Origin of the sequence: Lutibacter sp., assembly GCF_033723435.1 — a bacterium.
Taxonomy (GTDB): Bacteria; Bacteroidota; Bacteroidia; order Flavobacteriales; family Flavobacteriaceae; genus Lutibacter.
On the sequence record NZ_JAWVXC010000003.1, the window covers coordinates 213,972 to 237,608 of the forward strand.

At 32.4% G+C, this 23,637-nt stretch carries 26 protein-coding genes; 12 read left to right on the top strand and 14 right to left on the bottom strand.

Features of this window, described 5'->3' with window-relative positions:
- Positions 1 to 28: 28 nt before the first annotated feature.
- From R3342_RS06805 to R3342_RS06825, 5 genes are all read left to right on the top strand, one after another.
- Positions 29 to 556, top strand: a complete 528-nt coding sequence (locus R3342_RS06805) for a hypothetical protein (RefSeq protein WP_318939222.1) — start codon at positions 29 to 31, stop codon at positions 554 to 556.
- 31 nt (positions 557 to 587) lie between these two features.
- Positions 588 to 950, top strand: a complete 363-nt coding sequence (locus R3342_RS06810; protein ID WP_318939224.1) for a DUF488 domain-containing protein — start codon at positions 588 to 590, stop codon at positions 948 to 950.
- Between the two features lie 65 nt (positions 951 to 1,015).
- Positions 1,016 to 1,450: an Rrf2 family transcriptional regulator gene (locus R3342_RS06815; protein WP_318939226.1), complete on the top strand. Its 435-nt coding sequence runs from the start codon at positions 1,016 to 1,018 to the stop codon at positions 1,448 to 1,450.
- Between the two features lie 90 nt (positions 1,451 to 1,540).
- Positions 1,541 to 2,725, top strand: a complete 1,185-nt coding sequence (nirK, locus tag R3342_RS06820) for a copper-containing nitrite reductase (RefSeq protein WP_318939227.1) — start codon at positions 1,541 to 1,543, stop codon at positions 2,723 to 2,725.
- 33 nt (positions 2,726 to 2,758) lie between these two features.
- Positions 2,759 to 4,039, top strand: coding sequence for an NAD(P)/FAD-dependent oxidoreductase (locus R3342_RS06825; RefSeq protein ID WP_318939229.1), 1,281 nt, complete (start codon positions 2,759 to 2,761; stop codon positions 4,037 to 4,039).
- Between the two features lie 128 nt (positions 4,040 to 4,167).
- Here R3342_RS06825 and hemF read toward each other — a convergent pair whose 3' ends face one another.
- The 14 genes from hemF to R3342_RS06895 form a co-directional block, all read right to left on the bottom strand.
- The gene (gene hemF / locus R3342_RS06830) at positions 4,168 to 5,070 is read right to left on the bottom strand and encodes an oxygen-dependent coproporphyrinogen oxidase (protein ID WP_318939230.1); all 903 of its coding nucleotides are present in this window, start codon (positions 5,068 to 5,070) and stop codon (positions 4,168 to 4,170) included.
- 43 nt (positions 5,071 to 5,113) lie between these two features.
- Entirely contained in the window at positions 5,114 to 5,443 is a 330-nt protein-coding gene (locus R3342_RS06835; protein ID WP_413468701.1) for a hypothetical protein, read from the bottom strand.
- The gene (locus tag R3342_RS06840; RefSeq protein ID WP_318939232.1) at positions 5,434 to 5,892 is read right to left on the bottom strand and encodes a hemerythrin domain-containing protein; all 459 of its coding nucleotides are present in this window, start codon (positions 5,890 to 5,892) and stop codon (positions 5,434 to 5,436) included. The genes R3342_RS06835 and R3342_RS06840 overlap by 10 nt, the downstream gene beginning before the upstream one ends.
- Positions 5,893 to 5,942: 50 nt before the next feature.
- Positions 5,943 to 6,662, bottom strand: a complete 720-nt coding sequence (gene ric / locus R3342_RS06845) for an iron-sulfur cluster repair di-iron protein (protein WP_318939234.1) — start codon at positions 6,660 to 6,662, stop codon at positions 5,943 to 5,945.
- 92 nt (positions 6,663 to 6,754) lie between these two features.
- Entirely contained in the window at positions 6,755 to 7,189 is a 435-nt protein-coding gene (locus R3342_RS06850; protein WP_318939236.1) for an Rrf2 family transcriptional regulator, read from the bottom strand.
- A 103-nt stretch (positions 7,190 to 7,292) separates the two neighbouring features.
- Positions 7,293 to 8,849, bottom strand: a complete 1,557-nt coding sequence (locus R3342_RS06855; RefSeq protein ID WP_318939238.1) for an FTR1 family iron permease — start codon at positions 8,847 to 8,849, stop codon at positions 7,293 to 7,295.
- A gap of 273 nt (positions 8,850 to 9,122) precedes the next feature.
- The gene (locus tag R3342_RS06860; protein ID WP_318939240.1) at positions 9,123 to 9,431 is read right to left on the bottom strand and encodes a metal-sulfur cluster assembly factor; all 309 of its coding nucleotides are present in this window, start codon (positions 9,429 to 9,431) and stop codon (positions 9,123 to 9,125) included.
- Between the two features lie 7 nt (positions 9,432 to 9,438).
- Positions 9,439 to 10,716, bottom strand: a complete 1,278-nt coding sequence (locus tag R3342_RS06865; protein ID WP_318939242.1) for a hypothetical protein — start codon at positions 10,714 to 10,716, stop codon at positions 9,439 to 9,441.
- A complete protein-coding gene (locus tag R3342_RS06870) occupies positions 10,717 to 11,532 on the bottom strand; it encodes a DUF2249 domain-containing protein (protein WP_318939243.1) in 816 nt (271 codons plus the stop codon).
- A 14-nt stretch (positions 11,533 to 11,546) separates the two neighbouring features.
- The gene (locus R3342_RS06875) at positions 11,547 to 11,957 is read right to left on the bottom strand and encodes a CopD family protein (RefSeq protein WP_318939356.1); all 411 of its coding nucleotides are present in this window, start codon (positions 11,955 to 11,957) and stop codon (positions 11,547 to 11,549) included.
- Between the two features lie 67 nt (positions 11,958 to 12,024).
- Complete coding sequence (ric, locus tag R3342_RS06880) at positions 12,025 to 12,966, bottom strand: iron-sulfur cluster repair di-iron protein (RefSeq protein ID WP_318939245.1); 942 nt, start codon at positions 12,964 to 12,966, stop codon at positions 12,025 to 12,027.
- 214 nt (positions 12,967 to 13,180) lie between these two features.
- Positions 13,181 to 13,567, bottom strand: a complete 387-nt coding sequence (locus R3342_RS06885) for a group III truncated hemoglobin (protein WP_318939246.1) — start codon at positions 13,565 to 13,567, stop codon at positions 13,181 to 13,183.
- 56 nt (positions 13,568 to 13,623) lie between these two features.
- A complete protein-coding gene (locus R3342_RS06890) occupies positions 13,624 to 15,843 on the bottom strand; it encodes a nitric-oxide reductase large subunit (RefSeq protein ID WP_318939248.1) in 2,220 nt (739 codons plus the stop codon).
- 29 nt (positions 15,844 to 15,872) lie between these two features.
- Positions 15,873 to 16,307, bottom strand: a complete 435-nt coding sequence (locus tag R3342_RS06895; protein WP_318939250.1) for an Rrf2 family transcriptional regulator — start codon at positions 16,305 to 16,307, stop codon at positions 15,873 to 15,875.
- An 856-nt stretch (positions 16,308 to 17,163) separates the two neighbouring features.
- Here R3342_RS06895 and R3342_RS06900 point away from each other — a divergent pair.
- The 7 genes from R3342_RS06900 (at position 17,164) to R3342_RS06930 (ending at position 23,403) form a co-directional block, all read left to right on the top strand.
- Positions 17,164 to 18,000: a DUF932 domain-containing protein gene (locus R3342_RS06900; RefSeq protein ID WP_318939251.1), complete on the top strand. Its 837-nt coding sequence runs from the start codon at positions 17,164 to 17,166 to the stop codon at positions 17,998 to 18,000.
- A gap of 690 nt (positions 18,001 to 18,690) precedes the next feature.
- Positions 18,691 to 19,029: a single-stranded DNA-binding protein gene (locus tag R3342_RS06905; protein WP_318939252.1), complete on the top strand. Its 339-nt coding sequence runs from the start codon at positions 18,691 to 18,693 to the stop codon at positions 19,027 to 19,029.
- A 79-nt stretch (positions 19,030 to 19,108) separates the two neighbouring features.
- Positions 19,109 to 19,603 (top strand): JAB domain-containing protein, encoded by a 495-nt coding sequence (locus R3342_RS06910; RefSeq protein ID WP_318939254.1) that lies wholly within the window; start codon positions 19,109 to 19,111, stop codon positions 19,601 to 19,603.
- Between the two features lie 21 nt (positions 19,604 to 19,624).
- The gene (locus tag R3342_RS06915; protein ID WP_318939357.1) at positions 19,625 to 19,822 is read left to right on the top strand and encodes a hypothetical protein; all 198 of its coding nucleotides are present in this window, start codon (positions 19,625 to 19,627) and stop codon (positions 19,820 to 19,822) included.
- A 571-nt stretch (positions 19,823 to 20,393) separates the two neighbouring features.
- Entirely contained in the window at positions 20,394 to 20,945 is a 552-nt protein-coding gene (locus tag R3342_RS06920; protein WP_318939255.1) for a BfmA/BtgA family mobilization protein, read from the top strand.
- Complete coding sequence (mobB, locus tag R3342_RS06925; protein WP_318939256.1) at positions 20,930 to 21,964, top strand: MobB family relaxase; 1,035 nt, start codon at positions 20,930 to 20,932, stop codon at positions 21,962 to 21,964. The genes R3342_RS06920 and mobB overlap by 16 nt, the downstream gene beginning before the upstream one ends.
- Positions 21,961 to 23,403: a type IV secretory system conjugative DNA transfer family protein gene (locus tag R3342_RS06930; RefSeq protein WP_318939258.1), complete on the top strand. Its 1,443-nt coding sequence runs from the start codon at positions 21,961 to 21,963 to the stop codon at positions 23,401 to 23,403. The genes mobB and R3342_RS06930 overlap by 4 nt, the downstream gene beginning before the upstream one ends.
- Positions 23,404 to 23,637 lie beyond the last annotated feature (234 nt).

The following is a 23,637-nucleotide window of genomic DNA, read 5'->3' on the forward strand; positions in this document are numbered from 1 at the left end:
CTAATTAATATTTTTAAAATATTATCAAATGGAAAATAGTCATATGAAAAAACAATTACACCAATTTTTCGCAGAAGACCATCGCCGGATTGACAAGTTGTTTAATAAAGCTACAGAGCATCCCGTTGAAGTTGACATGAATTATTATCTTCAATTTCGAACTCAATTATTGAGACATATTAAAATGGAAGAAAAAATCCTTTTTAAAGCAGCAAAAAAGGCGAATCATGCCGTAATGCAGGAACTTCTTCCTCAGTATCGCCTTGAACACGGCGCACTAACTGCGTTAATGGTACCTCCTCCAACGCCTTCTTTGATAAAAGTGATAAGATATATTTTGAAAACACACAATATGAAGGAAGAAGAACTGGAAGGTTTGTATGATATTTGTGAATCGATTACGCAAGGGAAAACACAAGAATTGTTAGATCAGCTTATAGATACAGATGAAGTTCCGCTTCACCCACCTAACCCTGCACCTATTGCATTAGAAGCAGTGCGACGCGCATTAAAACGAGCTGGTTATGATTTTGATGAAATTGTTAGCATTGGATAAATAAAAAGCTAATTCTTAATAGGTCAAACCCATGAAAAAAATAACGCTAAAGCGAATTTACGATGAACCTTCCGATAAGGATGGTTACAGAGTGCTGGTTGACCGGCTATGGCCACGTGGAATTTCTAAGAAAGATGCTAATCTTGATGAATGGAATAAAGAAGTTGCACCATCGACAGCATTAAGAAAATGGTTTGATCATAAAGAAGCACTTTTTGATGAGTTTACCAAGCTGTATTGCAATGAATTACTGACAAAAAAAGTAGAATTAAACAGATTGAGAACCATCGCTAAAAAAAATAATATCACATTATTATACGGGGCAAAAAACGTCAAAATAAATCATGCCATTATACTAAAGGATGTATTATTAGAGAAAATGTTAAATAAATAATAATTAATTCGGATAAGTTTGTCCGTGATAAATTTTTTCACTAAATTTGTCTAAAAATTATAGATATGTTTTCTAAAGCTTGTCAATATGGAATAAAAGCCGCGATATTTATTGCAGTTAAATCCCAAGAAAAGTCGAGAGTTAACTTAAACGATATTTCTAAAGAGATTAATTCTCCAGTTGCTTTTACAGCAAAGGTCTTACAGATATTGTCAAAAAACGGCATTATAAACTCCGTAAAAGGTGCTACTGGGGGCTTTGAAATAAAAAACGAGCAATTAGATAAAATTATGATAAGTCAAATTGTGGATTCAATCGATGGAAATACTATTTATACTAATTGTGGTTTGGGATTTGACAATTGCTCCGAAACAAAACCTTGTTCTGTTCATTTTAAATTTAAACATATAAGAGAAGGTTTAAAAGACATGTTAGAGACCACTTCTCTACTAGATTTATCCAATAACATAAATAACAAATTAGCTTTTATAAAGCGGTAATAATCAAACGTACATTAACTACTATCAAGATTACTTAATCTTAAAAAAATCAAATTATTAATTCATAGTCATATTTAAGTTTAGTTCAAAATGAAAAAAAATAAAATAATGCCAAGATCAAACAGAACATATAAAATAAATATGGTTCTCGTTTTAGTAATCGCTTTATTTTTAAGCGCCTGCAATTCGAAAAATTCAATTAATAAAAATCAGACCTCAAATACAAATATAGTTCAGGCTTCTGTTTTTGATGAATCTCCTTCAGAAAATGCAGATAATCTTGAGCATGTAAAAGAAACATTAGTAACCCCTCCTTTTTTACCGAAATTTAATCAGGTTGATACAGGTGCCCCTAAAGTTGTAGAAGTAAAATTAGTGGTTCAAGAAAAATTATTACAGATTGCACCCGATGCTAAAATATGGGCGCTAACTTATAATGGTTCTGTACCAGGACCACTTATTGTTGTGCATCAAAATGATTATGTTCAGGTTACTATTGTAAACCCTAAAACAAATACGTTAACCCATAATATTGATTTTCATGCTGCTACAGGTGATTTAGGTGGTGGATCTATTTCTGTAGTTTCTCCTGGGCAACAAGTCACATTTAGATTTAAAGCAACTAAAGCAGGTGTTTTTGTTTACCATTGCGCACCAGGTGGTATTATGGTTCCATTACATGTTGTATCTGGAATGAACGGAGCAATTATGGTACTTCCTAGAAATGGATTAGCTGATGAAAATGGCAATCCTGTTAAATTTGATAAAGCATATTATGTAGCCGAACAAGATTATTACATACCAAAAGATAAAGATGGAAAATATATGGAATTTCCTACTCCTGCAGACGCATTTGGTGCAATGCTTCAAACTATGCAAACACTAACACCATCTCATATTGTGTTTAATGGCGCAAAAAATTCATTAACTGGAAAAAAAGCGCTTACGGCAAAAGTGGGCGATAAAGTGCTGTTTATAACTTCTGAAGCAAACAGAGATACACGAATACATATAATTGGTGGTCATGCCGATTTATATTGGCCAGGTGGATCATTTAACAACAAACCACTAACCAATTTTGAGTCTTGGCCTGTAGTTGGAGGTTCTGCAGTTGCCATTATGTACAAATTTCGTCAACCAGGCACCTATTTATATTTGGATCATAATTTAATTAATGCGTTTTTGTTTGGAGCTGCTGCAGAAGTGAATGTTAAAGGAGATACTAATGATGACCTGATGAAACAAATTAGCAAGCCTAATAAAATAAAGGAATAATTAAAACCATAGCTAACTGTTTATTTTTACACAATGAATAAAGAAAAAATAATTATTGTAGGTGGTGGATTTGCAGGTATTCAACTTGCAAGAAATTTGGATAAAAATCTTTTTGATGTGCTGCTAATTGATAAAATTAATCATCATCAGTTTCAACCATTATTTTATCAGGTTGCCACCTCACAAATTGAACCCTCAAACATCTCTTTTCCGTTTAGGCATATTTTTAAAAATGAGAAAAACGTGCAAATTAGGTTAGCAGAAGTTATAAATATTGATTCCTCTAACAACATAATAAATACTACTATTGGCTATTTTGATTACGACTATTTAGTAATTGCAATTGGCTGTAAAACCAATTTTTTTGGCAACAATACTATTTGTGAACATTCTTTTACGCTAAAAACAACTTACGATGCCATTAAAATACGAAACCATATATTGCAAACCTTCGAAAACATTATCTCGGCAAAAGAAGGAGAAAGAGAAAGCTTATTAAACTTGGTAATTGTTGGTGCAGGACCTACAGGAGTTGAACTGGCAGGTGCGTTCGCTGAAATTAAAAAAAATATATTACCTAAGGATTATCCCAAAATTGATTTTACAAAATTCACAATTATTTTAGTGGAAGGATCTAAAAACACCTTAAATAGTATGAGTGATAAAGCCAAAAAAACTTCTCGGAAATATCTTGGCCAAATGGGTGTAAAGATACTTGACGAAACATTTGTAACTGGTTATGACGGTAATATTCTTAAATTAAACAATGGCAATCAAATAAAGACAAAAACAGTTATTTGGGCTGCAGGTGTTACTGGCAACACCATTGAAGGATTACCAAATGAGGCCAAAACTTTTGGCAATCGGTTAAAAGTGAATAGGGTAAACAAGGTTGCTGGAAGTAGAAATATTTTTGCAATTGGAGATATTGCATATATGGAAACTCCACTATATCCAAAAGGACATCCTCAATTGGCAAATGTTGCAGTAAATCAGGGAAAGAACTTAGCAAAAAATTTTAAACGAATATTTCAAGGAGAAGCCCCAATTGATTATGAATATAAAGATCGTGGCGCTATGGCAACCGTTGGCAAAAACAAAGCAGTGGTCGATCTTCCCTTTATGACTTTTAAAGGTTATTTTGCTTGGCTTATGTGGATGTTTTTGCACTTGATGTTTATTCTAAGCATCAGAAATAAATTATTAATTTTTATCAATTGGGCTTGGGTTTATATTACAAAAGACTCTTCGCTTCGGTTGATACTTACTCAAAATAAAGAGACCTGCAATGTTAAAAAGACATTGGCTCCTTAAAATTAACATGCCCTTTTTGTTAAATTGGACAAAACGAGATTTATGCTATATGAAAGTAAAATATTGAAAGATTTATATAATTTTTTGAGAGTATTAGTTATATTAATTAGCTTAACCGGAAATGATACTTAAAGCCAATCTTTGGGATGTGCTAGCACTTCCAATAATTTTTCCTCCTCACTATTCTTCGCTGGATGATAATCGTAAATCCATTGTGCATGAGGTGGCAAACTCATTAGGATGCTCTCTGTTCTTCCATTAGTTTTTAAACCGAACAGGGTGCCTTTGTCATATAATAAGTTGAATTCGATGTAGCGACCATGCCTTATTTCCTGCCATGTTCTGTTCGCTTGAGAATAATCCAATTTTTTTCGTTTTTCAACAATGGGTGTATAAGCTTCTAAAAAGCTATTACCCACTTCGGTTACAAAATGATACCAATTTTTAAGACTCATTTCTTCTGATGATTTACAATAATCAAAAAATAAACCACCAATTCCACGTGCTTCTTCCTGATGTGAACTCCAGAAATAATCATCGCATTGTTTTTTGAATTTTGGGTAAAATGTGCTATTGTGTTCATCACAGGCTTTTTTACATACCTGATGAAAATACTTTGCATCTTCTTCAAAGAGATAATTGGGTGTTAGATCCTGCCCACCGCCAAACCATTGATCCATTATCTTTCCTTTTTTATCATACATTTCAAAATAACGATAATTTGCATGTACAGTAGGTATCATCGGATTTTTGGGATGAATGACCAAACTAAGCCCACAAGCGAAAAAATCAACATCCCCAACCTTAAAATAGTGTTGCATCTCCGAAGAGAGCGGTCCGTACACTGAAGAGATATTAACGCCGCCTTTTTCAAAGATTGCACCGTTCTCAATTATGCGGGATTTTCCGCCACCTCCTTGTTTACGTTCCCAAATGTCCTCACGGAATTTCCCTACACCATCAATTTCTTCTAATTTAGAAGTTATTTTATTTTGAAGTTCTTGTATGTATTTGTAAAATTTATTTTTCATCACTCAACTAAATTGGCCTTATGAGTTGTCCTAATTTTTTAATTTAACCAATGATTTCAATACAGGAACCCTCTAAATCTTTGGTTATCAATAATTGACACGAGAGGCGAGTACTTTTGTCTTCATGACCCATTTTGGATAGTGTAGCGGGTTCATTTCTGTCTTTTATTGCCGAATTCCCCTTAATTCCGTTTGTGTTAACAATGCAGGTGGCACATCTTCCCACGCCGCCGCATTCCCCAAAGCTGTCCAAATAAAGTTTATCTTTTAGCAGTGCCATTAAATTTCGGTATTCACCATAATAGGTTTCCATAACTTGTTCAGAAACCCCTTCTATTAGGGTAAATTGAATTTTATTATTCACTATTCCCAAAAGGTATCAGTTAAATTATCCACAAATTTTCCTTCTGAATGAATTTGCTCTAAAGATAATAATTGTTCTTGTGTTGCTTTTCTCTGAATCTCATTAAATAAGACACGCTCTTCAAATCTTATATGCCTATCCAGTTCCTCTTCAATAAGACTAAGCGATTTTTGATGGTCCAAATCATTTTCAAAAAGGCGTTTTAACCTTCGATGTTCTGCAATAGCTTTTTTAATCAATTCATTTTCCTTGCCAAGAATTGGAAAGAAATATTTTTCTTCCACTTCGAAGTGGGGGATCAGATGGTTTACATAAAACCAATCTGTATATTTTTTTATTCTACTTAATTCAATATTATTTTTAATTCCGGTACGAATCTTCCAGCAAAGCAATAATCCGTGATGGTGTTCATGGCTTAATGTTTTTAAGGTCTCATGTCTTTTTATAGGTTTGTTCATATTTATTAACGTTTCTTAAAAAGTTAATCTGAGTCGCAACAAATTAGTTTTTAACTTAATTCTTTTTCCATTTCAATTGCTTTTGGAAACAAAATATTGTTTTCTAAATGTATATGCAAATGTAAGTCATCTTCAAATTCTTTTAACAAGGCCAAAGTAACCCTATAGGTATTGCAGGCATCTTCGGGCAACGCATAATCATTGCTTAATTCGGTAATTCTTAGAAACCGTTCCCCTTCTGCTTCGTGGTCGTCCATCATCATATTTATCGGATTTTGAACAGTTCCAAAACCTGGTTTTGTGATGGATTGATTGCTACTTTTTGAAGACACCATTTTTCGTATAAAAGGGAAAATTATCAATTCTTCTTTTTTCATGTGTGCAGCTAAGGCTCCCGCAGATTCTATAAATTCTTCATTTATTTTAAACAGTTCGGGATGATGTTCGCCATGAACTTTACAAATTTTAGCTAAATAAGGTTTAATCTCCAAGGTTTTTTCTTCCACATACCGATGGTGTTTCTTTTCGATATAATCTGCCAATAAATCTAATGGCCAGGATTGAAAATCGATGGACGATACTTTGCTTTGCATTGCAGCATCCAAATCATCTAATATTTTTGAAGAATCAATTTTGCTTTTTTCGCAAGCATCAGCTATGGTTCTGTTGCCATTGCAACAAAAGTCTATTTTATATTTTTTAAAAACTGAAGCTGTGCGGTAATCTTGTGCCACCAATTCTCCAATATTTTTATTTTCTTGAATTTTCATGTTGTTGTTTTTTTAGTGAATTTATAATTATTTAATTAGTGTAAGTAAAGTATTGGATAAAAATATCCAGTATTAATTCAATTTTTTTTTTTTTATCTTTTCAGAAATGTTAATCCGTCTTTAAGCCCCATTGTTAAGGAAATAATTGTTGTTGTTTCGAGCATAATTTTAAGATCTTCTCTAACGGTTTTAAATTGATTGTGCACTGGACAAGGCATTTGTTCATTGCATTTTTCTAAACCCAAACCACAACCATTATAAATATTGTCGCCATCAAGGATAAATACAATGGTGCTTAATTTGACTTTGTCAAGTTCGTGCTTGTCCATTGAAAAACCTCCTGTTGGCCCTTTATCTGAATTAATGATGCTTTTTTTCGCAAGTTTCTGTAATATTTTTGAGGTGTAAGCTTCGGGTGAATTAATTGCCTTAGCCACTTCTTTTAAACTTACCTTTTGATCCGTTAGTGATTTTTTGGCAATATATATGACTGCTCTTATTCCGTATTCACAAGCTTTTGAAAACATATATCCTTTTTATTACTGACAAAGATAGGTAATGTTATTTAATAGTGGACATATATGTCCAATAAATTTAGGCTAAGTAATAATGGTTTTAGTAATTTGTATATTAAAGATTGTAATTTGAATGAATTGTGCGCTTATGTCTACTCAAATAATTCAATATGAACACGACACCAATTAATATCATCTGTGAAACAATCGTTTCAATTGTAGAATATATGCCTAACCAATCTACGTGTACAAAAATTGGAAATTTTGTGATGGGTATCCAACCGGATTCTTGGAAAGAATGAATCCCCTTTCCCAGAAGGATTATTGCCAATAATGAAATTCCCCATGAGGAATAAAGAAATAATTGTCGTACCGGAATTTTTTTCGAGTATTTTAGGAACAGGGACCCTAATAATGCAATTATACCGAAAGCGGCGAGTACCCCAAATCCTATGGCGGACTTATTTTTAGAAATTGTTTCGAGATTTATGGCTTGCAAAAAGAGAATTGATTCAAAAGCTTCCCTAAAAACAATCATAAATGAGAAAAATGCCAATCCATACATTTTTTCTTTCTGAAGTTGCTTTCCAATTTTGTCTTCTACAAAAGTTTTCCATTTCTCTACATGGGAATTATTATGCAACCAAAATCCTACAAAAGTAAGTATTATTACTGCAATCAAAGTAATGAATCCCTCCATGTTTTCTCGGTTTTGCCCGCTGATGCTTATTATCCAACCTGCAAAAAACCATCCGGCAATCCCCATAGCAACAGCCGTAATCCATCCACCATGAATCCATCTTTTGGCTTTCTTTACTTGTGCTGTACGAATAAGTGCAAGTATTAAAACAATTAGTAAAAAGGCTTCTAAGCCTTCCCGTAACAAAATAGATGCCGCTAATACAAAGGTTAGCCAATAGCTTAAGCTATTATTTTCCATGACTTGCTCGACTTCAACAAGTAGAGAGAGCGCATTGTTAACCTCCTTTTCTACTTCAAAAGTATTTTTGTTTTGTTCTATTGCAAGACGCACCTGCAACATTTGTTGTTCAAGTTTTGAAGCAATAACTGGGGCATAAGTTTTTAATTTTGCTTCTAGTGGTTCAATACCTTCTAGATACGCTGCTAGGGCATCCTCTCGGGCAATTTCATTGTTACCTTCTTTATAGTTTTTTAATGAGTTAATTAAATAGTGATTTGCTATTTTTAAGGAATTATCGGATGAACTTTCTATTTGAGTAGAGAACTTCTGCCCACCATTAGTATTCGTCCCAACGGTAGTTGTAGTTTTATTCCCTCGATTTTTTAAGATTTCCTTTTTTAGAAGTTTTATGACGGAGTCTATTTTTAAAAACGATTCTTTGTTTTGTATTAGCTTTTGTAAGTTCAATATATGGGATAATAGGAGTGTTTTTTCTTTGGTGGAAAAGGTTATTTTATCTGTTAAGGTGTATATTATTTTGCTGAATTCTTGCATTTCCACATATTCACTTTTATTTAATACAAGCCCATCTTTTATCACCAAGGGATAATCCTTGGAAATATGATCCAGCAATTGGATGATTGTTTGTATTTCTTCCTTATTGTTATTTTTTGCCGAGACTTTATTAGGGTTAAGAGAGGTTAAAATGTATATAAGAAAAAAAATATAGTTTAGCTTTCTGATTATCATTTAGGTATAATTTAATAATATTTTATTTAGAATCATTCTAAACAAAGGTAATTGTTTTATGCCCAACAAGAGTGAAAATCTTCATAATTTTTTAATATTAATCGAAGAATTTGAGTGATGTTTAACTTGCCTTAATAAGTCGAAAGTATTATTATTCTACCGGCTTCGTATAATTTTTACTACGCGGTTATAACGGCCAAAACGATTTGATGGCGTTGAAATTGGAAGTGAGGAGTTTATTAACTTAGGGGGAAAGAGATCATTATTTTATCTTTAAAAATAACCCAGTTCCTCTTTTCCTTTCTCGGTAAGTTTTTCTATCGACCATACGGGATCCCAAACAAGATGAATCTCGGTTTCATAGGTAGGATAGTTTGCATTAATTAATTGTTTGGCATCTTCAGTAATCATGTCTCCCATTGGGCACCCAGGGGAAGTAAGTGTTAAATCAACATCAATTTCATGTGTAGATTCATTGATAGTTACCCCATAAACCAAACCTAAATCCACAATATTAACCATTAATTCAGGATCGATGACTTCTTTCAGTAATTCTATTAACTTTTCGTTTGTTGTATTCATAATGCTATTATGTTTTTTTGGGTTTATGAAATATAATTTTTAAAACATTGTAATTGTAGAGGGCAACCGACAAAAACAACACGGTTCCGCCAGTGCTCACCAAGCAATTTGTTGTGGATGATATTCCTGTTAAAAGCAATAAAAATCCTATTGCGAAAAGCCAGAGCTGTGCAACAGCTACTTTCTCGGCAAAGAGATCTTTTGGTAATGGGAGTTTTACTTTTCCAATCCGTCCCCTATATACTTTTAGCCATATGATAAAAGGCAAAGTTTTATAAGTTTGTCCCATGATTAAAGAAGAAATAAAACCAATAAAAATGGTGCTTCCATAGGCTACAGATAGGGGTAATGTAAGGTTGTTGATTAATTCAAAATTAAACACAAGCGATAAAATAAGGAATAATGGAATAACCAGCACGACAAAAGAGAGCGCAGATTGTTTCATGCCGATATCAAGTCGCTTCTTTACTCGTTTTTTATAAGCTTTAAAAATAAATGACAGATAACTAAAAATACCCAATACAACCATAATTACGCTTATAATTACACCAGACTTCCATTGTATAAATAACGAAATAATTCCGAAAATTAAACCAATATTTATTAAAAAGTAGGCATAAGTTAACTTTTTTGTTTTCAGGTTATGCGAAACCATAAACATTGGCAACAACTTGCTGCTAACTCCTATAATCAGCTGAATAAACCAACCAACAATGCCCGCATGTGCATGGAGTTTTAACAACTCTAGATTTGAAGTTTTCATAAAAGGAAAAGCAAAATTAATGGCGAGGGTAAGTCCCGCTAAAACAGTGAACAACAACCAAATTGACGCAGTAATAATAAAAATTCTTTCTATATTTTTTTTCTTTGATGAATACGCTGTGATTAAAACATTTGTAACAAAAAACACAACCGCAACTACAACAAATGTGGCTCCTACAAATAATATAGAATGAAAAGAAAATTGCCAAAATGAATAGGCTAATAAAACAGAGCCGAACCCAAGCAAAACAAAAGAAAATAAGGCAAATCGCTCACTATATAATTTCACTTCCATAATAACAGGAATTAATTGATATAATGCTCCAAAAATAACCATGGTCATCCACCCTAAAGCAAGTAAGTGCGTTATGGAAAGCAATAACGGATTAAAAAAATGTTGCGTAAAAGCCGTCGGATTAAATAGAATAAGCAGTGATACTACAAGCCAAGTCAGGCTTCCGAACACAAAATGAGGCACAACTACTTTTGGAGAAGGCGCATTTTGGCTTGCGATCTGATTCATTTATTTATGAATTAAAAGTTTGACATTTTCACTGTTGATTTCCGTAATCCACGTTTTAAACTTCCTTTCTTCCAATTCTGGCAATAAATATTGTGGAATTTTTTTATGATGTACATACAAGACTTCATTTTCTTTAAGACTTTCCAATTCCTGTAAAATCGTTAGCATAGGCAATGGCATTTCTAAATTACGAACATCAATTTCGTGAATTTCTTTTTTGCAATTGGCTTTTTTTTCTTCAAATGCATCGTTTGAAATTTTAAATGTAGAAGTTTCAGCTGGTTGTATTTTTTCAATCTCAGCCACTTTAAGGAAATACGTAAAAACGGTATCTTTTTTTGTTTCCACCATGCTCAAATATCCTTTGGAATTCACTATTTTAATGAGCGGTGTAGGTTCAAAAGTATTTATGACTTCTAATGCATAGCCTTCTTTCAGTGTTTTTAAAGCTTCCATAATATTTTTAAAAGGATCTTCACCTTTTGCCAAGGCAGGCCTTACATCCAAAGTGCTAAATTTTGATGAGTTAATGGCCTCTAAAATTGCAGAATTTTGCAATATCTCATTTTTCTCCTCTTTTAACATCGGACTGGTTTCAATTTCAAAGCCAATGTCTGCAAGTTTTTTAAATAAAATATTTACGTCACATTTTCCTATTCGAGCGGCATCTTCAATGGTTACTCTTGAAGCTAAAATTTTGCGAAGCAATGGATTTCTTAATTTATTAAAATGCGAGCTAATGGAGGCAATTGCTTCGATAGTTTCTTGGTTCTCTTTAATTAGAGTAGATATTTTAGTTTGTTTGTTAATTTTCATTTTTGGGTCGTTTTTTAAAATCCGCCTCTTGATATTGCGATGCCTAAGAAAGCGATTGTTAAGGCCAATAACAAATTAAGCATCCCTGTCCATCGTGCCATTCGTTTAAATTTATTATTCTTTGTTTGCTTCATTTCATCTATGGATCTAATACCGTAGTAAAAATCATGAATTCCGGCTATGAATAACATTATTACAAATAGACCTAATTTTATACTCAATAATTTTCCATAATTACTGTTGGTTAAAAACTCCAACGTAAAAGGCAAACCTCTAAAATACATATTTAAGAATCCGGTAATAAATAATATTATAATTGAAATCCAACCATAAAATCGAAATTTAATTCCGGTTTTATAAAGCAGTAATATACGATTGGGCTGTTTTTTAATACCCGGCACCAATATAAGTGGTATAAAGAGCATTCCGCCTATCCAAAATGCTGCACAAATTACATGGATAAATACCGAAATTAAATAGACAATACCCACACTACTTTAATAATTCTTTTTCCAGTTGGATTACTCTAGGAAAAAGGATGTTATTTTCTAAATGAACATGCTTATGAAAATCTCTGTCAAACTCATCCAATTTACTGAATAGAACTTTATAGGAAGAACAGGCATCTTCCGGAGGAGTAAATTCATTGCTTATTTCACGTATTTCGTACATGTATTTTCCTATCAGCTCATGTTCACCAAGATGAATTTTTAATGTACTTCCAATATTTTTAAACGGAGGCGTTTCTTTGCTCTCATCTCTTTTCGCAATAGCTAATTTTTTAATATAAGGGAAAAGAGTAGTTTCTTCTTTTTGCATATGTGCCTTAAAAAATATAGCAATTTCTTTATATAATTGACCAATTCTAATTACTTCCGGATGGTTAATACCGTGCCTGTTGGCTACTTTATCACTGTATTCATAAAGCATAATAACATTTTCTTTTACATATTTGTGATGTACATTTACAATATAATCCACTAAAAAGTCTAACTCCAAGGAATTAAAATCAAGAAGCATACTTTTTGGTTGCCTTTCAATTTCGGCAAGAGCGGTTGCGACTTCTTTTTCATCAATACCTTTCTCGTTACATGCCGCTCTAAGAGATTTTTTCCCGCCACAACTAAAATCCAATCCAAATTTGCCAAATACTTCTGCTTTCCTGTAGTCCTTAGCAACCAATTCTCCTATAGTGGTCGACTTCTCCTCAGTATTTAATTTGCTGATTTTTACTTCCCAAAAATCTGGGCCTTCTAAAATGTATTCCCAATCAAACGTTTTTCCTCTTTCTGCAATCATCTGGTAATATAGCGGTTTTGGGTCGTGATCATTATGGATTATAAATGATTCTCCTCCCAACAAACCATCAAATTGTTTGAATATAGTTGAATGTTTAAATTTTGGTTCAAGCAGTGTTACATCTAATATCTCCATAATTTTTAATTTTGTTATAATATTATTTATAATGCAAAGATATACAATAATTTTATAGTGGACAATTTTGTCCTTTATATTTTTAATCACAAAAATTATCTAATAAACTTTTAATTTTTATTCTATTAATAATCAGGATTGAAAAAGAGAAGGGGGGTTTTAGGTTACTTTATACCATCAACATTGTCAAATAGTTTTATTGTTTATCCTTATTTTATAGCCTATTATTGTACATTGCCAAAAATAATCCAGTAGACATTCTCCTTGCAGATTTTTTAGCTTTATTCGCTAATTCTCCCTTAAATAATGAATCTATGGTGGAGAACCAAAGTTGAAGCCATTGTCCAAAATGTTTTTGTTCAATGGTATAATTTAAATTTTTATCTACAGTTTTGTGAGCTTGTATTGGGTTTCCTTTAAAACACGAAATTCCCAAAAGATTGGTAACCCAAAAATCAGTTAATTTTTCTAAATGATTAGGCCATTGATCCTCCGAAATATGTAAATCAAAAATGGGCCCCAATAAACTGTCCTTTTTAATTTTCGAGTAGAAAGTCGATACCAATAAAAAAATATCTTCTCTATTCTGTATTTCTTTCATACTTTACATTTAAAATAGAACAAATACTCGAGAGAGTATTTGTTCTATTATTAAATTTATAGCTTCCTTTTATAATTATAAATAGTTTCATTTATAGTAAACCAACAGAAATAAAATATCCCCAAAGAAAATATAATATCACCTATCATACGTAACCACTTTAAGGTTTGTATTGTTGGAGAATACAATAGCTCGGAATCTCTGGCAAAAGAATAACCTTTAGTAATTGAAGTATATGCTTGAATAATACCTACCGGTAATAAACTTAAGAGAACCATTGCGATTAATCCAATATTTAAAAGCCAAAAAGCTCTTTTTAACTTTTTACTCTCCCAATTTCTATCGGAATAAAATCTCAAACTAATTAATATAAATCCCATTCCTAACATTCCATATACACCAAACAATGCCGAATGTGCATGAACGGCTGTGGTATTCAATCCTTGTATATAATACAAAGCAATTGGAGGATTAATTAAGAATCCAAAAACTCCAGCTCCAATAAAATTCCAAAATGCAACAGCAATAAAGAAAAAGATCGGCCATTTGTATTTTTGCATCCATTGTTTACTTTTTAGAAGATTCCAATTTTCTCTTATTTCAAATCCCATAAGAGTTAGAGGTACAACCTCTAAAGCACTAAATGTAGCTCCTAAAGCAATTGCTTGTACTGGTGTTCCAGAATAATATAAATGATGTAATGTACCAATAATTCCTCCTGCTAAAAATATAGAAGCTGAAGCAATTGATACTCTACCTGCAGTGCTTGCAGATATTATTTTCAATCTAGAGAAAATAAAAGCAATTACTACTGTAGCAAATACTTCAAAGAAACCTTCAACCCATAAATGAACCAGCCACCATCTCCAATAATTAATAACTGGTAAGCTACTGTTCTCTCCATACATTAATCCTGAGAAGAAGAACATCCCAATAGCTATTACAGATATCAATAATATAATTAACAGATGTTTGGAAGAATCGTTTTTACGAATACCATAAATAACATGTCTGCTCACCATTACAACCCAAAGAACTAAGCCTATTCCTAAAAATATTTGCCAGAAACGCCCCAAGTCCATATACTCATATCCTTGATGCCCAAAGAAGAAATTGATAGTTAAACTAAAAAACTGATGCACACCTAACCATTCTCCTAACATAGATCCAAATACAATAACAATAAGTGCTACGAATAGAAAATTAATACCAAAAACTTGATATTTCATTTCTTTTCCAGAAATCATTGGTGCTAAAAATAAACCTGTTGCCAGCCAAGTAGCTGCAATCCAAAATACGGCCAGTTGTGTATGCCAAGTTCTTGTGATGGAATAGGGTAAAAATCTAGATAATTCAAATCCGAAAAATGCCTGACCTTCTACAGTATAATGTACGGTTAAAATTCCTAAAACAACTTGTAAACCAATAAGTAAGGAGATAACAATAAAATATTTAAGAACTGCTCTTTGTGACCGAGTAAATTTCAAGTTTTCTAAAGGATCACTATCGGGTTTTGTTAATAATTCTCCCTTTTCATGGTTTCTCAAATAATAAAAAGTAAGTATTCCTATAAAAAGCAATAAAAGGACAATAGACAACCCCGACCAAATAAGAGAATTTTTTGTGATGTTGTTATCAATTAAGGGTTCATGAGGCCAATTTGACGTGTAGGTGTATTCTTTATTTGGTCTATTGGTACTTGCTGCCCAAGAAGTCCAAAACAAAAATGCATTTAGTTTTTCTAATTTATACTTATCAACTAAAGCTCCTTTTGGTATGGCGTATTCTGCTTTTCCTTCAGAAAAAATAGTGGTATAATGCTTTATATTACTTTCAGTGGCAGCCAATCTATTTTCAGAAATCGTAATTGTTCCATCTGATTTATTATAAGTATTGGTTTTTATATCTTTAATTAACCGAGCTTTCAAAGCAGCCTTTTTCTCAACATCTAGCGTTTCATAGCTGGTTTTAAAATCTCTTTGCGACCAAGCATTAAGCATAAATACAGCTTCCCTATGTATCCAGTCTGCTGTCCAGTCTGGTGCCACATAACTTCCATGTCCCCAGATAGATCCTACTTCCATTCCACCTATAGACTCCCAAACATTTTGCCCTATTTGAATATCTTCTTTAGTAAAAAGTACTTCTCCTGTTTCTTGTATAATGACCTTTTCAGGGATTGGTGGTTGTGTCTGATAAACTTCAGTACCAACCCATACGAGTACAATAAATGACAATACAACGACACTAGTAAATACAATCCAAATTTTTCTCATCTTAACTTAATTTTTATTTTATATAATATTTATCTCTTTAATCTTAATAAATCGGAATCCAAATCATTTAACAACCCCGATAATGTTGAGTTCTCAAGCATATATTTGAGTTTATCTCTTATTTCTATAAATTTGTGATGCAAAGGACAGGGTGAATCTCCGTTACATTGGGATAAACCCAAACCACATCTTGTGTATATAGTATCTCCGTCAAAAATATTAACCACCTCACTTAACGTTATGACATCTAACTTATCTTCTTCAATTTTAAAACCACCGTAGGGTCCTTTAATTGATTTTACGATATTATTCCGTGTAAGTTTTTGTAAAATTTTGGCAGTGAACGCCTCTGGAGAATTGATTTCAGCTGAAATAGTTGATAGACTTACCTTATTATTTTGTGTAGTTTGTTGAGCAATAAAGATAATAGCTCTAAGTCCGTATTCGCATGAATTTGAAAACATAAAATTTCTAAATTTTTGGCAAATATAAGCTATTTTTTATAACGGACATTAATATCCGTTATAAAAATAATTACAAAGCAAATTGGCAAGAATTGAAGTCATTATTTGCAACTATAAAAATTGAAAACTAACTAAATACACTTTATAAAAGCAGTTTAAAAGCAGTTTTTGATTTTAATTTAACTACCCGTTTTACTTGTTATGCTCAAGAAGCTGATTTGTATATAATATTTCAGGACGAGACACCTAATTGAAAAATCGAAGAAAGCGAATAGTCTTCTGATTCCTGAAATTAGAAAGTATTGGGCAGACGATGAAAATAATCAGTTTATTATTTCCCAACTAGAAAGAAATCTTTCATAAGTTGATACGGTTCTTGCTCACAAAACAAGTACATTTTGGGGAAAGTAACCACATTAATAATTTGACTAATATTTCTTTTTACAACGCAATGAAAGGTTATTATAAAACCAAGATTGCAGACATTGAAAAGGAATATGTCAAAGTAAGAGACAAACGTGAAGAACGTTTGAAAGAGAGAATTGAAATTCTTGAAAAAGAAATCAAGGAATTGAACGATTAGCTTTTGTTGTTAGAAGAGGGGGTCAGTATTCGTGCTGGCTCTTCTTCTTCTTCTTCTTCTTCTTAGATAATTTTTATTTGAAAATTTAGTACTTAATAGTAAGAAATAATCAATCAATATAAGCGCAAAGATAAACTCGTAAAATACACCCATCAAAAGACTACGGCATAAAGCCGTTCGCCCACTCACTATTTATTCCGTTTCCTTTTGAGCTGTGATTTTAGCTTCTGTTTGGGTTCTGCTCAAATATTGTTTAATCTAAAATCAAAAGTTATGTATTTACACAATTTACAACAAGATGAAATTTTCGTTTCTAATGAAGTGAAGTCATTGTCAAGCATTACTGGAATGGAATCCCGAAAGGGACTTGAAAATGCCATTATATCCAATGGTAAAATTGTCAGCGTGGTATCGAATCGTTACGGACATATTCCGAATGAACTCTTCTTCAAAAAGGCCGAAGAGCTATTAATCGATGCCCACTTGAACTATCACAAACGTACCATCAATAGAGACGACAGGTCTTTTATTACTGACTTTATCATAGAGGATGAAAACCAGTTTACCTTAAAAAATGAAAACGATAGGATATTACCGATGCTTCGTTTTAAAAATTCCTATGATGGAAGTGAAAAGACCTCGGGACATTTTGGGTTTTATCGGGAAGTATGCACTAATGGTCTTCACGTTTCAAACGCGCAGATAGACTTTTCAATAAAACATACGAAAAACAACACCGAATTGATACTGCCGAAATTGAATGGATTGTTCGAGCGGTTTTTGAACAATGAATATTACGAAATCACTCAAAAATTCAAGGAAATGGAAGAAATAGTACTTATCGACACTAAAGCTTTCGTGAAAGAAATACTGGAAAAAACGAAGCTGTTCCGATATGAATGTAGTGACAAAAACGATAGTCCATCCAAAAAATCTAGAGAGCTACTGGATCTGATAGCTGAGGAAGGTCACGATTACTATGCAACACCAACATTATGGGACGGCTACAATGCCTTCAACTGGATGCTTCACAACACCTTGAAAAAGACCTTTTCACAACAAGAAAAGTTGGATAAAATGGTATTCGATGAAGTTTATGCGATGGTGTAAATTCCGTTCAAAGGTTTATCCAGTACCTAATGAAACTGGATTTTTTTCTTCTTATACTTAAAAAATACTTGTTTGAAATTACTGAATTATGATTCCATTCAGCACATTCCTCTACATTTCGCAAAAAGCTTCATTTCGGGGAAAGAGCTTCATTACAAAGGTCTTGGACACCATCCTCAATTTCAGCTGTCCACTGCGTTAACCCTTCCCGCTATGCTGGAAAGGAACACTTCATTACCGAGCTAAAATCGTGAATAGCGTCCGCTTGATAGGAATTCCAATATTCATTTGGTATTGCTTCCTATGTTTTGGTACTTCACAAAAACCTTTAGATCTACATCCGCACCCTCACTGTCCCTCCCTTTTTTTACAGCAAAATACCAATAGTTGGAAGTTGAACGGACTGCATAAACCATTTCGCTACGCTTTACTATTTATAAGTCCTTATCAATTCCAATTATTGAAAATGTATCAGCAACAAAAAAAGGTAACAGCGAGGGCGCTATGGGAAGTAAATCTAAAATGAATCTTATGAAATCTTACAAAAACATCAAAAAGGAAGCAGCACCAAAAAAAACAAAAAAGAAAAACGCTCAAGATATACTAAGTAAATCACTTCAAAAAAAAATACAAAAGTAAACTGTCTGAATAGTTCAGATGGTATTTTAATTAATCTTTAAATATTTTATTATGAGTACGCTAAAAAACAAAGTACAGTTAATCGGAAACGTTGGGCAAGAACCAACCATTACAAACCTTGAAAGTGGTAAAAAAGTAGCCCGTCTATCATTAGCTACCAATGAAAATTACAAAAACTCTAATGGAGAAAAGCAAACAGAGACCAACTGGCATACGATTGTAGCTTGGGGAAAAACAGCTGAAATTATTGAGAAGTACGTTACGAAAGGCAAAGAGATTGCCATTGAAGGTAAATTGACATCTCGGTCGTATGAAAACAAAGAAGGTGAAAAACGCTATGTAACTGAAGTAATAGCAAATGAAATATTATTGCTAAGTAACGCAGAATAGCACACAAATTAAAGAGGGTGTTCTCTTCGAAAATTACACCCTCTTTTATTTATTAGTATTAACCATAAAAAGTAAAACAATGAAAGCGAAGATTCACGAATTCCAAAACAAATATTTAACTATGAGTAATAACAAAGTTAATGAGATAAAAATCAGTTATAAAGAAAATATTACGACTTCAAAATCCAATGCCATCAAAAGTTCAACAGATGCAGGAAAATTATTGTTTGAGCATTGGGATAAAAATACCATTGGATTGCAAGAAGCATTCAAAGTACTATTATTAAATAATTCCAATAAAACAAAAGGAGTTTATCAATTGTCCTCGGGAGGCATCACAGGAACTGTTGTTGACATACGGATATTATTCGCCATCATTTTAAAATCACTGTCAGTAGGTATTATTATAGCGCACAATCACCCAAGCGGTAAGTTAAAACCAAGTGAAGCTGATAAACAGCTTACGGATAAAATTAAGAAGGCAGCCGCATTTTTTGATGTAAAAGTGTTAGATCATTTAATCATCACTCCTGATGGTAGCTTCTATAGTTTTTCTGACAATGGTCTTTTATAATCTAATCTAAAATTTTAAATGATGATTTACCTAAATTATTCAAATCTGAACGAAGAAACCCAAGAGCGATTACTTCAAGATTCAAAAAAGGATGTAGAGCAACAATTTGGTGATTCCATCCGAAGCTATGCTAAAGAGCATTATATAAATTATGATACAATGCTGGAAGAAGAAGCCACACGAAATCTGTACAACTACAAGTTTGTTTTCAATATTTAGCCCACCAGTGGGTTTAATTCCTAAACTAACAAATTAAATAAATAACAGTAAAGACCTTTGAAAGAAGGTCTTTTTTTAGGGTCTATTCAAAACCACAACTATTGAATGACCCCTATTAAAAAATAGACGTTTTATATCACAACAATTTTGAAAATCATTTTTTATGGTTACAAATCATTGCATTTGGAAACAAGCCTAATTTTCATTTCAAACATAAAAACGATACATTTATAAAGCTGATATCAGCCTATTTTAAAGGATTGTTGTTTCTAAATAGTTGACTTTTATGGGTAAATATACCAATCAATAAAAGTAATTAGCACGGAATTTTAATTCCAATAAAAAGCAACTGACTCGGTCAGGTTGTGTGAAATTTTTGTTCGCTTTGGCGAACGAAAAGGAATAGCAAGAGGGTAACACGGCAAGCCGATGTTATTTATTTTTTAATTCGTAATACATTGATATACAAATAGTTATGTATTTGCTTGTGTTTAGAGGAACCTACGATTTGAGTCAAATCGTTCGGCAACCCTAATAAAATCACCAAATTTTGCGTCAAAAAGCACTTAAAATGAAGAAAAAAGATACGTTTTCAACGATTCGATTTAAGATAAAAATTGCCAATAGGTTTAGAAAATTCTCTATGAAAATAGCAAAAACCCATTCTGAAGCATTGAAAAGTATTCTTGATTTTTTTGAAGTGAATGGTATTTCTCCGAATGAAAAAATAGGTGCCAATATGAATACTTTAGAAAACCGCTTAAAAAAGCGCATTAATGCGCTAATTGCTATTGTAAAAGATATCGAAAAGAATGAGATTAAACCTACTAATGCTATGATACAAGCATTATTTCAAGAAAATCCTATGGATAATGTGAGTGATGAAGTATACAAATTTGAAGCGCCAGAACTTATTACGGAGAATGAGGAATTGAATTATTACAGAGATGGGTATTATAAAAACCAAGAAAATTATAATAAGTTACAACAAGAGATTGTACTTATTATTGAAAAAGCAAGGTATGTGAAAAGTAATTTTAGTACAGGATATTTAAGGTTGGATATATCTAAAGAAGAGTTGGAACAATTAAAACAAAAATTAAAAAGATGTACATCACTATAACGCCACAGAAACTTGGAGAAAACTATATGCAAAGTGTAACCGACTTTGTAGCGTATCTCGAAAAAGAAAATGAAAATAAATCGGTGGAGGTCAAAGAGTATTTCTTTAATCAATATGAGGGGAAAATATCCAGTAAGGAAGTTATCAATGAAATAGATAGCAATACTTCAAAACTAAAAAAGTCAGAAGCTAAGTTTTATTCTATTACCGTTAATCCAAGTAAGTATGAATTAAAACATTTACAGAATGATTCTGAATCATTAAAAAGATACACCAGAGAAATAATGAAGGATTATACGAAAGCTTTCAATAGAGAAATAAATGGACGTGCCATTACCGTGGATGATATTAAATATTATGCTAAGATTGAACACCAGCGCACTTATAAAGGCAGTGATAAAGCAGTACGAGAAAATGCTTTCTATCACAAAAAAATTGCAAGGCTTAAAAATGAAATTCAACAGGTAAAACGTGGGGAGTTAACAGGGAATATAAAAATGAAAAAAGCACAAATTAAAACACTTGAAAAGGAAGCTCCGTATAAGTTGAATGGTAAAATGATAAAGCAGGGTATGGCGAAAGAAGGACCGCAAAGCCATATTCATATTATTGTTAGTAGAAAAGATGTATCTAATAAATACAGCCTGTCTCCAGGAAGTAAATACAAAGCCTCCGAAGTGGTATTTAACGGGAGAAAAGTTAAGCGTGGCTTTGATAGGGATAACTTCTTTTCTGCTTCTGAAAAAACGTTCGATAAGTTGTTTGACTATAAACGAAATTTTGTGGAAACGTATAATGCTAGAAAAGTGTTTGTGAAAAATCCACACCATTATTTTACTAGTATATTAGGATTACCTATTAAGGAAAGAGCAGTAGCATTCAAACTATTAGGTAAATCAGGAATAAATACATCGCTACTAAATATCCCAACTAATAAAGTTCAGTTGGCTTTAAAATTAATTCAAAAATTAAAACGTGGAGTGGATGTTGCTATTAAATCAAGTTCCATCGGTATATGAGTTGGACGTTTGTATATAGTATCCTTTTGGTTTGTACCCCGATATTATTTATAAGCACGTTTTTGTATGCTTTTTTTTATACAAATCCGTCTATAAAGGAACGTAAAAAGTATAGGGTTCGTTTCCAATTAAATAGCGGTAGATTTCAAATAGCTAATTTAATACGTGGTGTGTCAGTAATCGGATCGGCAGGAAGTGGAAAAACGGAAAGTGTTATTTATAATTTCTTACAGCATTTTAGTAAATACCAATTTTGTGGAATTATGCACGATTATAAAGATTTTGAACTTACAGAAATTGCCTATCCACTTTTTAAAGAAAGAAATGTTAAATTTTATCCCATATCCTTTGATCCAATCTATTATCGCGTAAACCCTATAGCTCCAAAATATTTACCAAATGAAGAAAGTGTTAATGAAATTTCAAGGGTGTTGATGGAGAATTTATTAGAACAAAACTTTTCTGAGACTTCTGGTAGTTCTAAGTTTTTTATAGATGCAGTAGAGGGCTTATTAAGCGGACTTATTTGGAAACTTAGAACCTCGTATCCAAAATACTGTACTTTGCCTCACTTAATTGCTATATTTCAACTTCTGAATACTAAAAAACTGGTTGCTTTTTTAAACACGGACCTCACCTCAAAAAGCATGGCAAGTGCCTTCATTAATGGCATTGAATCTGAAAAACAAACCGCTGGTGTAAAAAGTACCTTGGCCAATGCATTTAAAAAAATTAGTTCTCAGAAGATATTTATGGTGTTGTCTAAAGATGAGGTTCCCCTAAATATTAATAGCAAAGAAAATAAAGCAATTATATCCTTGGTTAATAATCCAAAGTATGCATCGGTTTATTCTCCAATTATTGCTACGATTATGCATACCGTAATCCAGCAAATGAGTGTGCGAAAACAACAGGCTTCTTTTATTTTAATGGAAGAAGCACCTACTCTAAAACTGCTAAATATGCATCGTATTCCTGCAACATTGAGAAGCTATGATGTTGCTACGATCTATGTGATGCAGGATAAAATTCAGAACGATATGCTCTATGGAGACAAGGCTAGCAAGGCAATTCTAAGCAATTTATCGTATCAGTTTTTTGGAAAAGTAAACGATCCGGATACTGCTAAATATTATGAGCGTTTTTTTGAATTTATAAAAATGAAAACTACGAGTATTAACAGAGGGTTTAATTTAAATTTTGATACAAGAGTTACCAAAGGGGAAAGGGAGGTCTCCAAACGTAGAGCAGCTATTTTTTTTAGACTACAGCAAGGAGAATTTGTAGCTTTTGCAGATGGGAAAGACAAAAAAATTCAATTTAAACTGCAACAAATTCAGAAAGAAACACCTCCAAAGAAACATCAGTTTTCCAAGAAAGAACTGCAATTAAACTTTGATCGTATTTTTCGAGAGGCTATTGCTATTTTAAATAAATAGAATGTGATATGACATGATGCATTTTTAGGTATCCTAATATTTTTAATCACCTTTTTCACAGACTTTTGTAAAAAAAATGTATACGATGCTGTTTTAATTTTTAAAATTAGGATCTGCACTCAATTTTTTAGTATAGGAAATATATTGCCAACCGATCTTAGAAGCATTTGTATATTTTTGTTCAACTACTTTTGGTACCGAAATACCATAGAAGTTTTTCCAAAATTTTATTAA

Coding starts and splice junctions, on each gene's coding strand:
- R3342_RS06805 (WP_318939222.1), top strand. CDS start 29: ATGGAAAATAGTCATATGAAAAAACAATTACACCAATTTTTCGCAGAA.
- R3342_RS06810 (WP_318939224.1), top strand. CDS start 588: ATGAAAAAAATAACGCTAAAGCGAATTTACGATGAACCTTCCGATAAG.
- R3342_RS06815 (WP_318939226.1), top strand. CDS start 1,016: ATGTTTTCTAAAGCTTGTCAATATGGAATAAAAGCCGCGATATTTATT.
- nirK (WP_318939227.1), top strand. CDS start 1,541: ATGAAAAAAAATAAAATAATGCCAAGATCAAACAGAACATATAAAATA.
- R3342_RS06825 (WP_318939229.1), top strand. CDS start 2,759: ATGAATAAAGAAAAAATAATTATTGTAGGTGGTGGATTTGCAGGTATT.
- hemF (WP_318939230.1), bottom strand. CDS start 5,070: ATGAAAAATAAATTTTACAAATACATACAAGAACTTCAAAATAAAATA.
- R3342_RS06840 (WP_318939232.1), bottom strand. CDS start 5,892: ATGAACAAACCTATAAAAAGACATGAGACCTTAAAAACATTAAGCCAT.
- ric (WP_318939234.1), bottom strand. CDS start 6,662: ATGAAAATTCAAGAAAATAAAAATATTGGAGAATTGGTGGCACAAGAT.
- R3342_RS06850 (WP_318939236.1), bottom strand. CDS start 7,189: ATGTTTTCAAAAGCTTGTGAATACGGAATAAGAGCAGTCATATATATT.
- R3342_RS06855 (WP_318939238.1), bottom strand. CDS start 8,849: ATGATAATCAGAAAGCTAAACTATATTTTTTTTCTTATATACATTTTA.
- R3342_RS06860 (WP_318939240.1), bottom strand. CDS start 9,431: ATGAATACAACAAACGAAAAGTTAATAGAATTACTGAAAGAAGTCATC.
- R3342_RS06865 (WP_318939242.1), bottom strand. CDS start 10,716: ATGAATCAGATCGCAAGCCAAAATGCGCCTTCTCCAAAAGTAGTTGTG.
- R3342_RS06870 (WP_318939243.1), bottom strand. CDS start 11,532: ATGAAAATTAACAAACAAACTAAAATATCTACTCTAATTAAAGAGAAC.
- R3342_RS06875 (WP_318939356.1), bottom strand. CDS start 11,957: ATGCTCTTTATACCACTTATATTGGTGCCGGGTATTAAAAAACAGCCC.
- ric (WP_318939245.1), bottom strand. CDS start 12,966: ATGGAGATATTAGATGTAACACTGCTTGAACCAAAATTTAAACATTCA.
- R3342_RS06885 (WP_318939246.1), bottom strand. CDS start 13,567: ATGAAAGAAATACAGAATAGAGAAGATATTTTTTTATTGGTATCGACT.
- R3342_RS06890 (WP_318939248.1), bottom strand. CDS start 15,843: ATGAGAAAAATTTGGATTGTATTTACTAGTGTCGTTGTATTGTCATTT.
- R3342_RS06895 (WP_318939250.1), bottom strand. CDS start 16,307: ATGTTTTCAAATTCATGCGAATACGGACTTAGAGCTATTATCTTTATT.
- R3342_RS06900 (WP_318939251.1), top strand. CDS start 17,164: ATGTATTTACACAATTTACAACAAGATGAAATTTTCGTTTCTAATGAA.
- R3342_RS06905 (WP_318939252.1), top strand. CDS start 18,691: ATGAGTACGCTAAAAAACAAAGTACAGTTAATCGGAAACGTTGGGCAA.
- R3342_RS06910 (WP_318939254.1), top strand. CDS start 19,109: ATGAAAGCGAAGATTCACGAATTCCAAAACAAATATTTAACTATGAGT.
- R3342_RS06915 (WP_318939357.1), top strand. CDS start 19,625: ATGATTTACCTAAATTATTCAAATCTGAACGAAGAAACCCAAGAGCGA.
- R3342_RS06920 (WP_318939255.1), top strand. CDS start 20,394: ATGAAGAAAAAAGATACGTTTTCAACGATTCGATTTAAGATAAAAATT.
- mobB (WP_318939256.1), top strand. CDS start 20,930: ATGTACATCACTATAACGCCACAGAAACTTGGAGAAAACTATATGCAA.
- R3342_RS06930 (WP_318939258.1), top strand. CDS start 21,961: ATGAGTTGGACGTTTGTATATAGTATCCTTTTGGTTTGTACCCCGATA.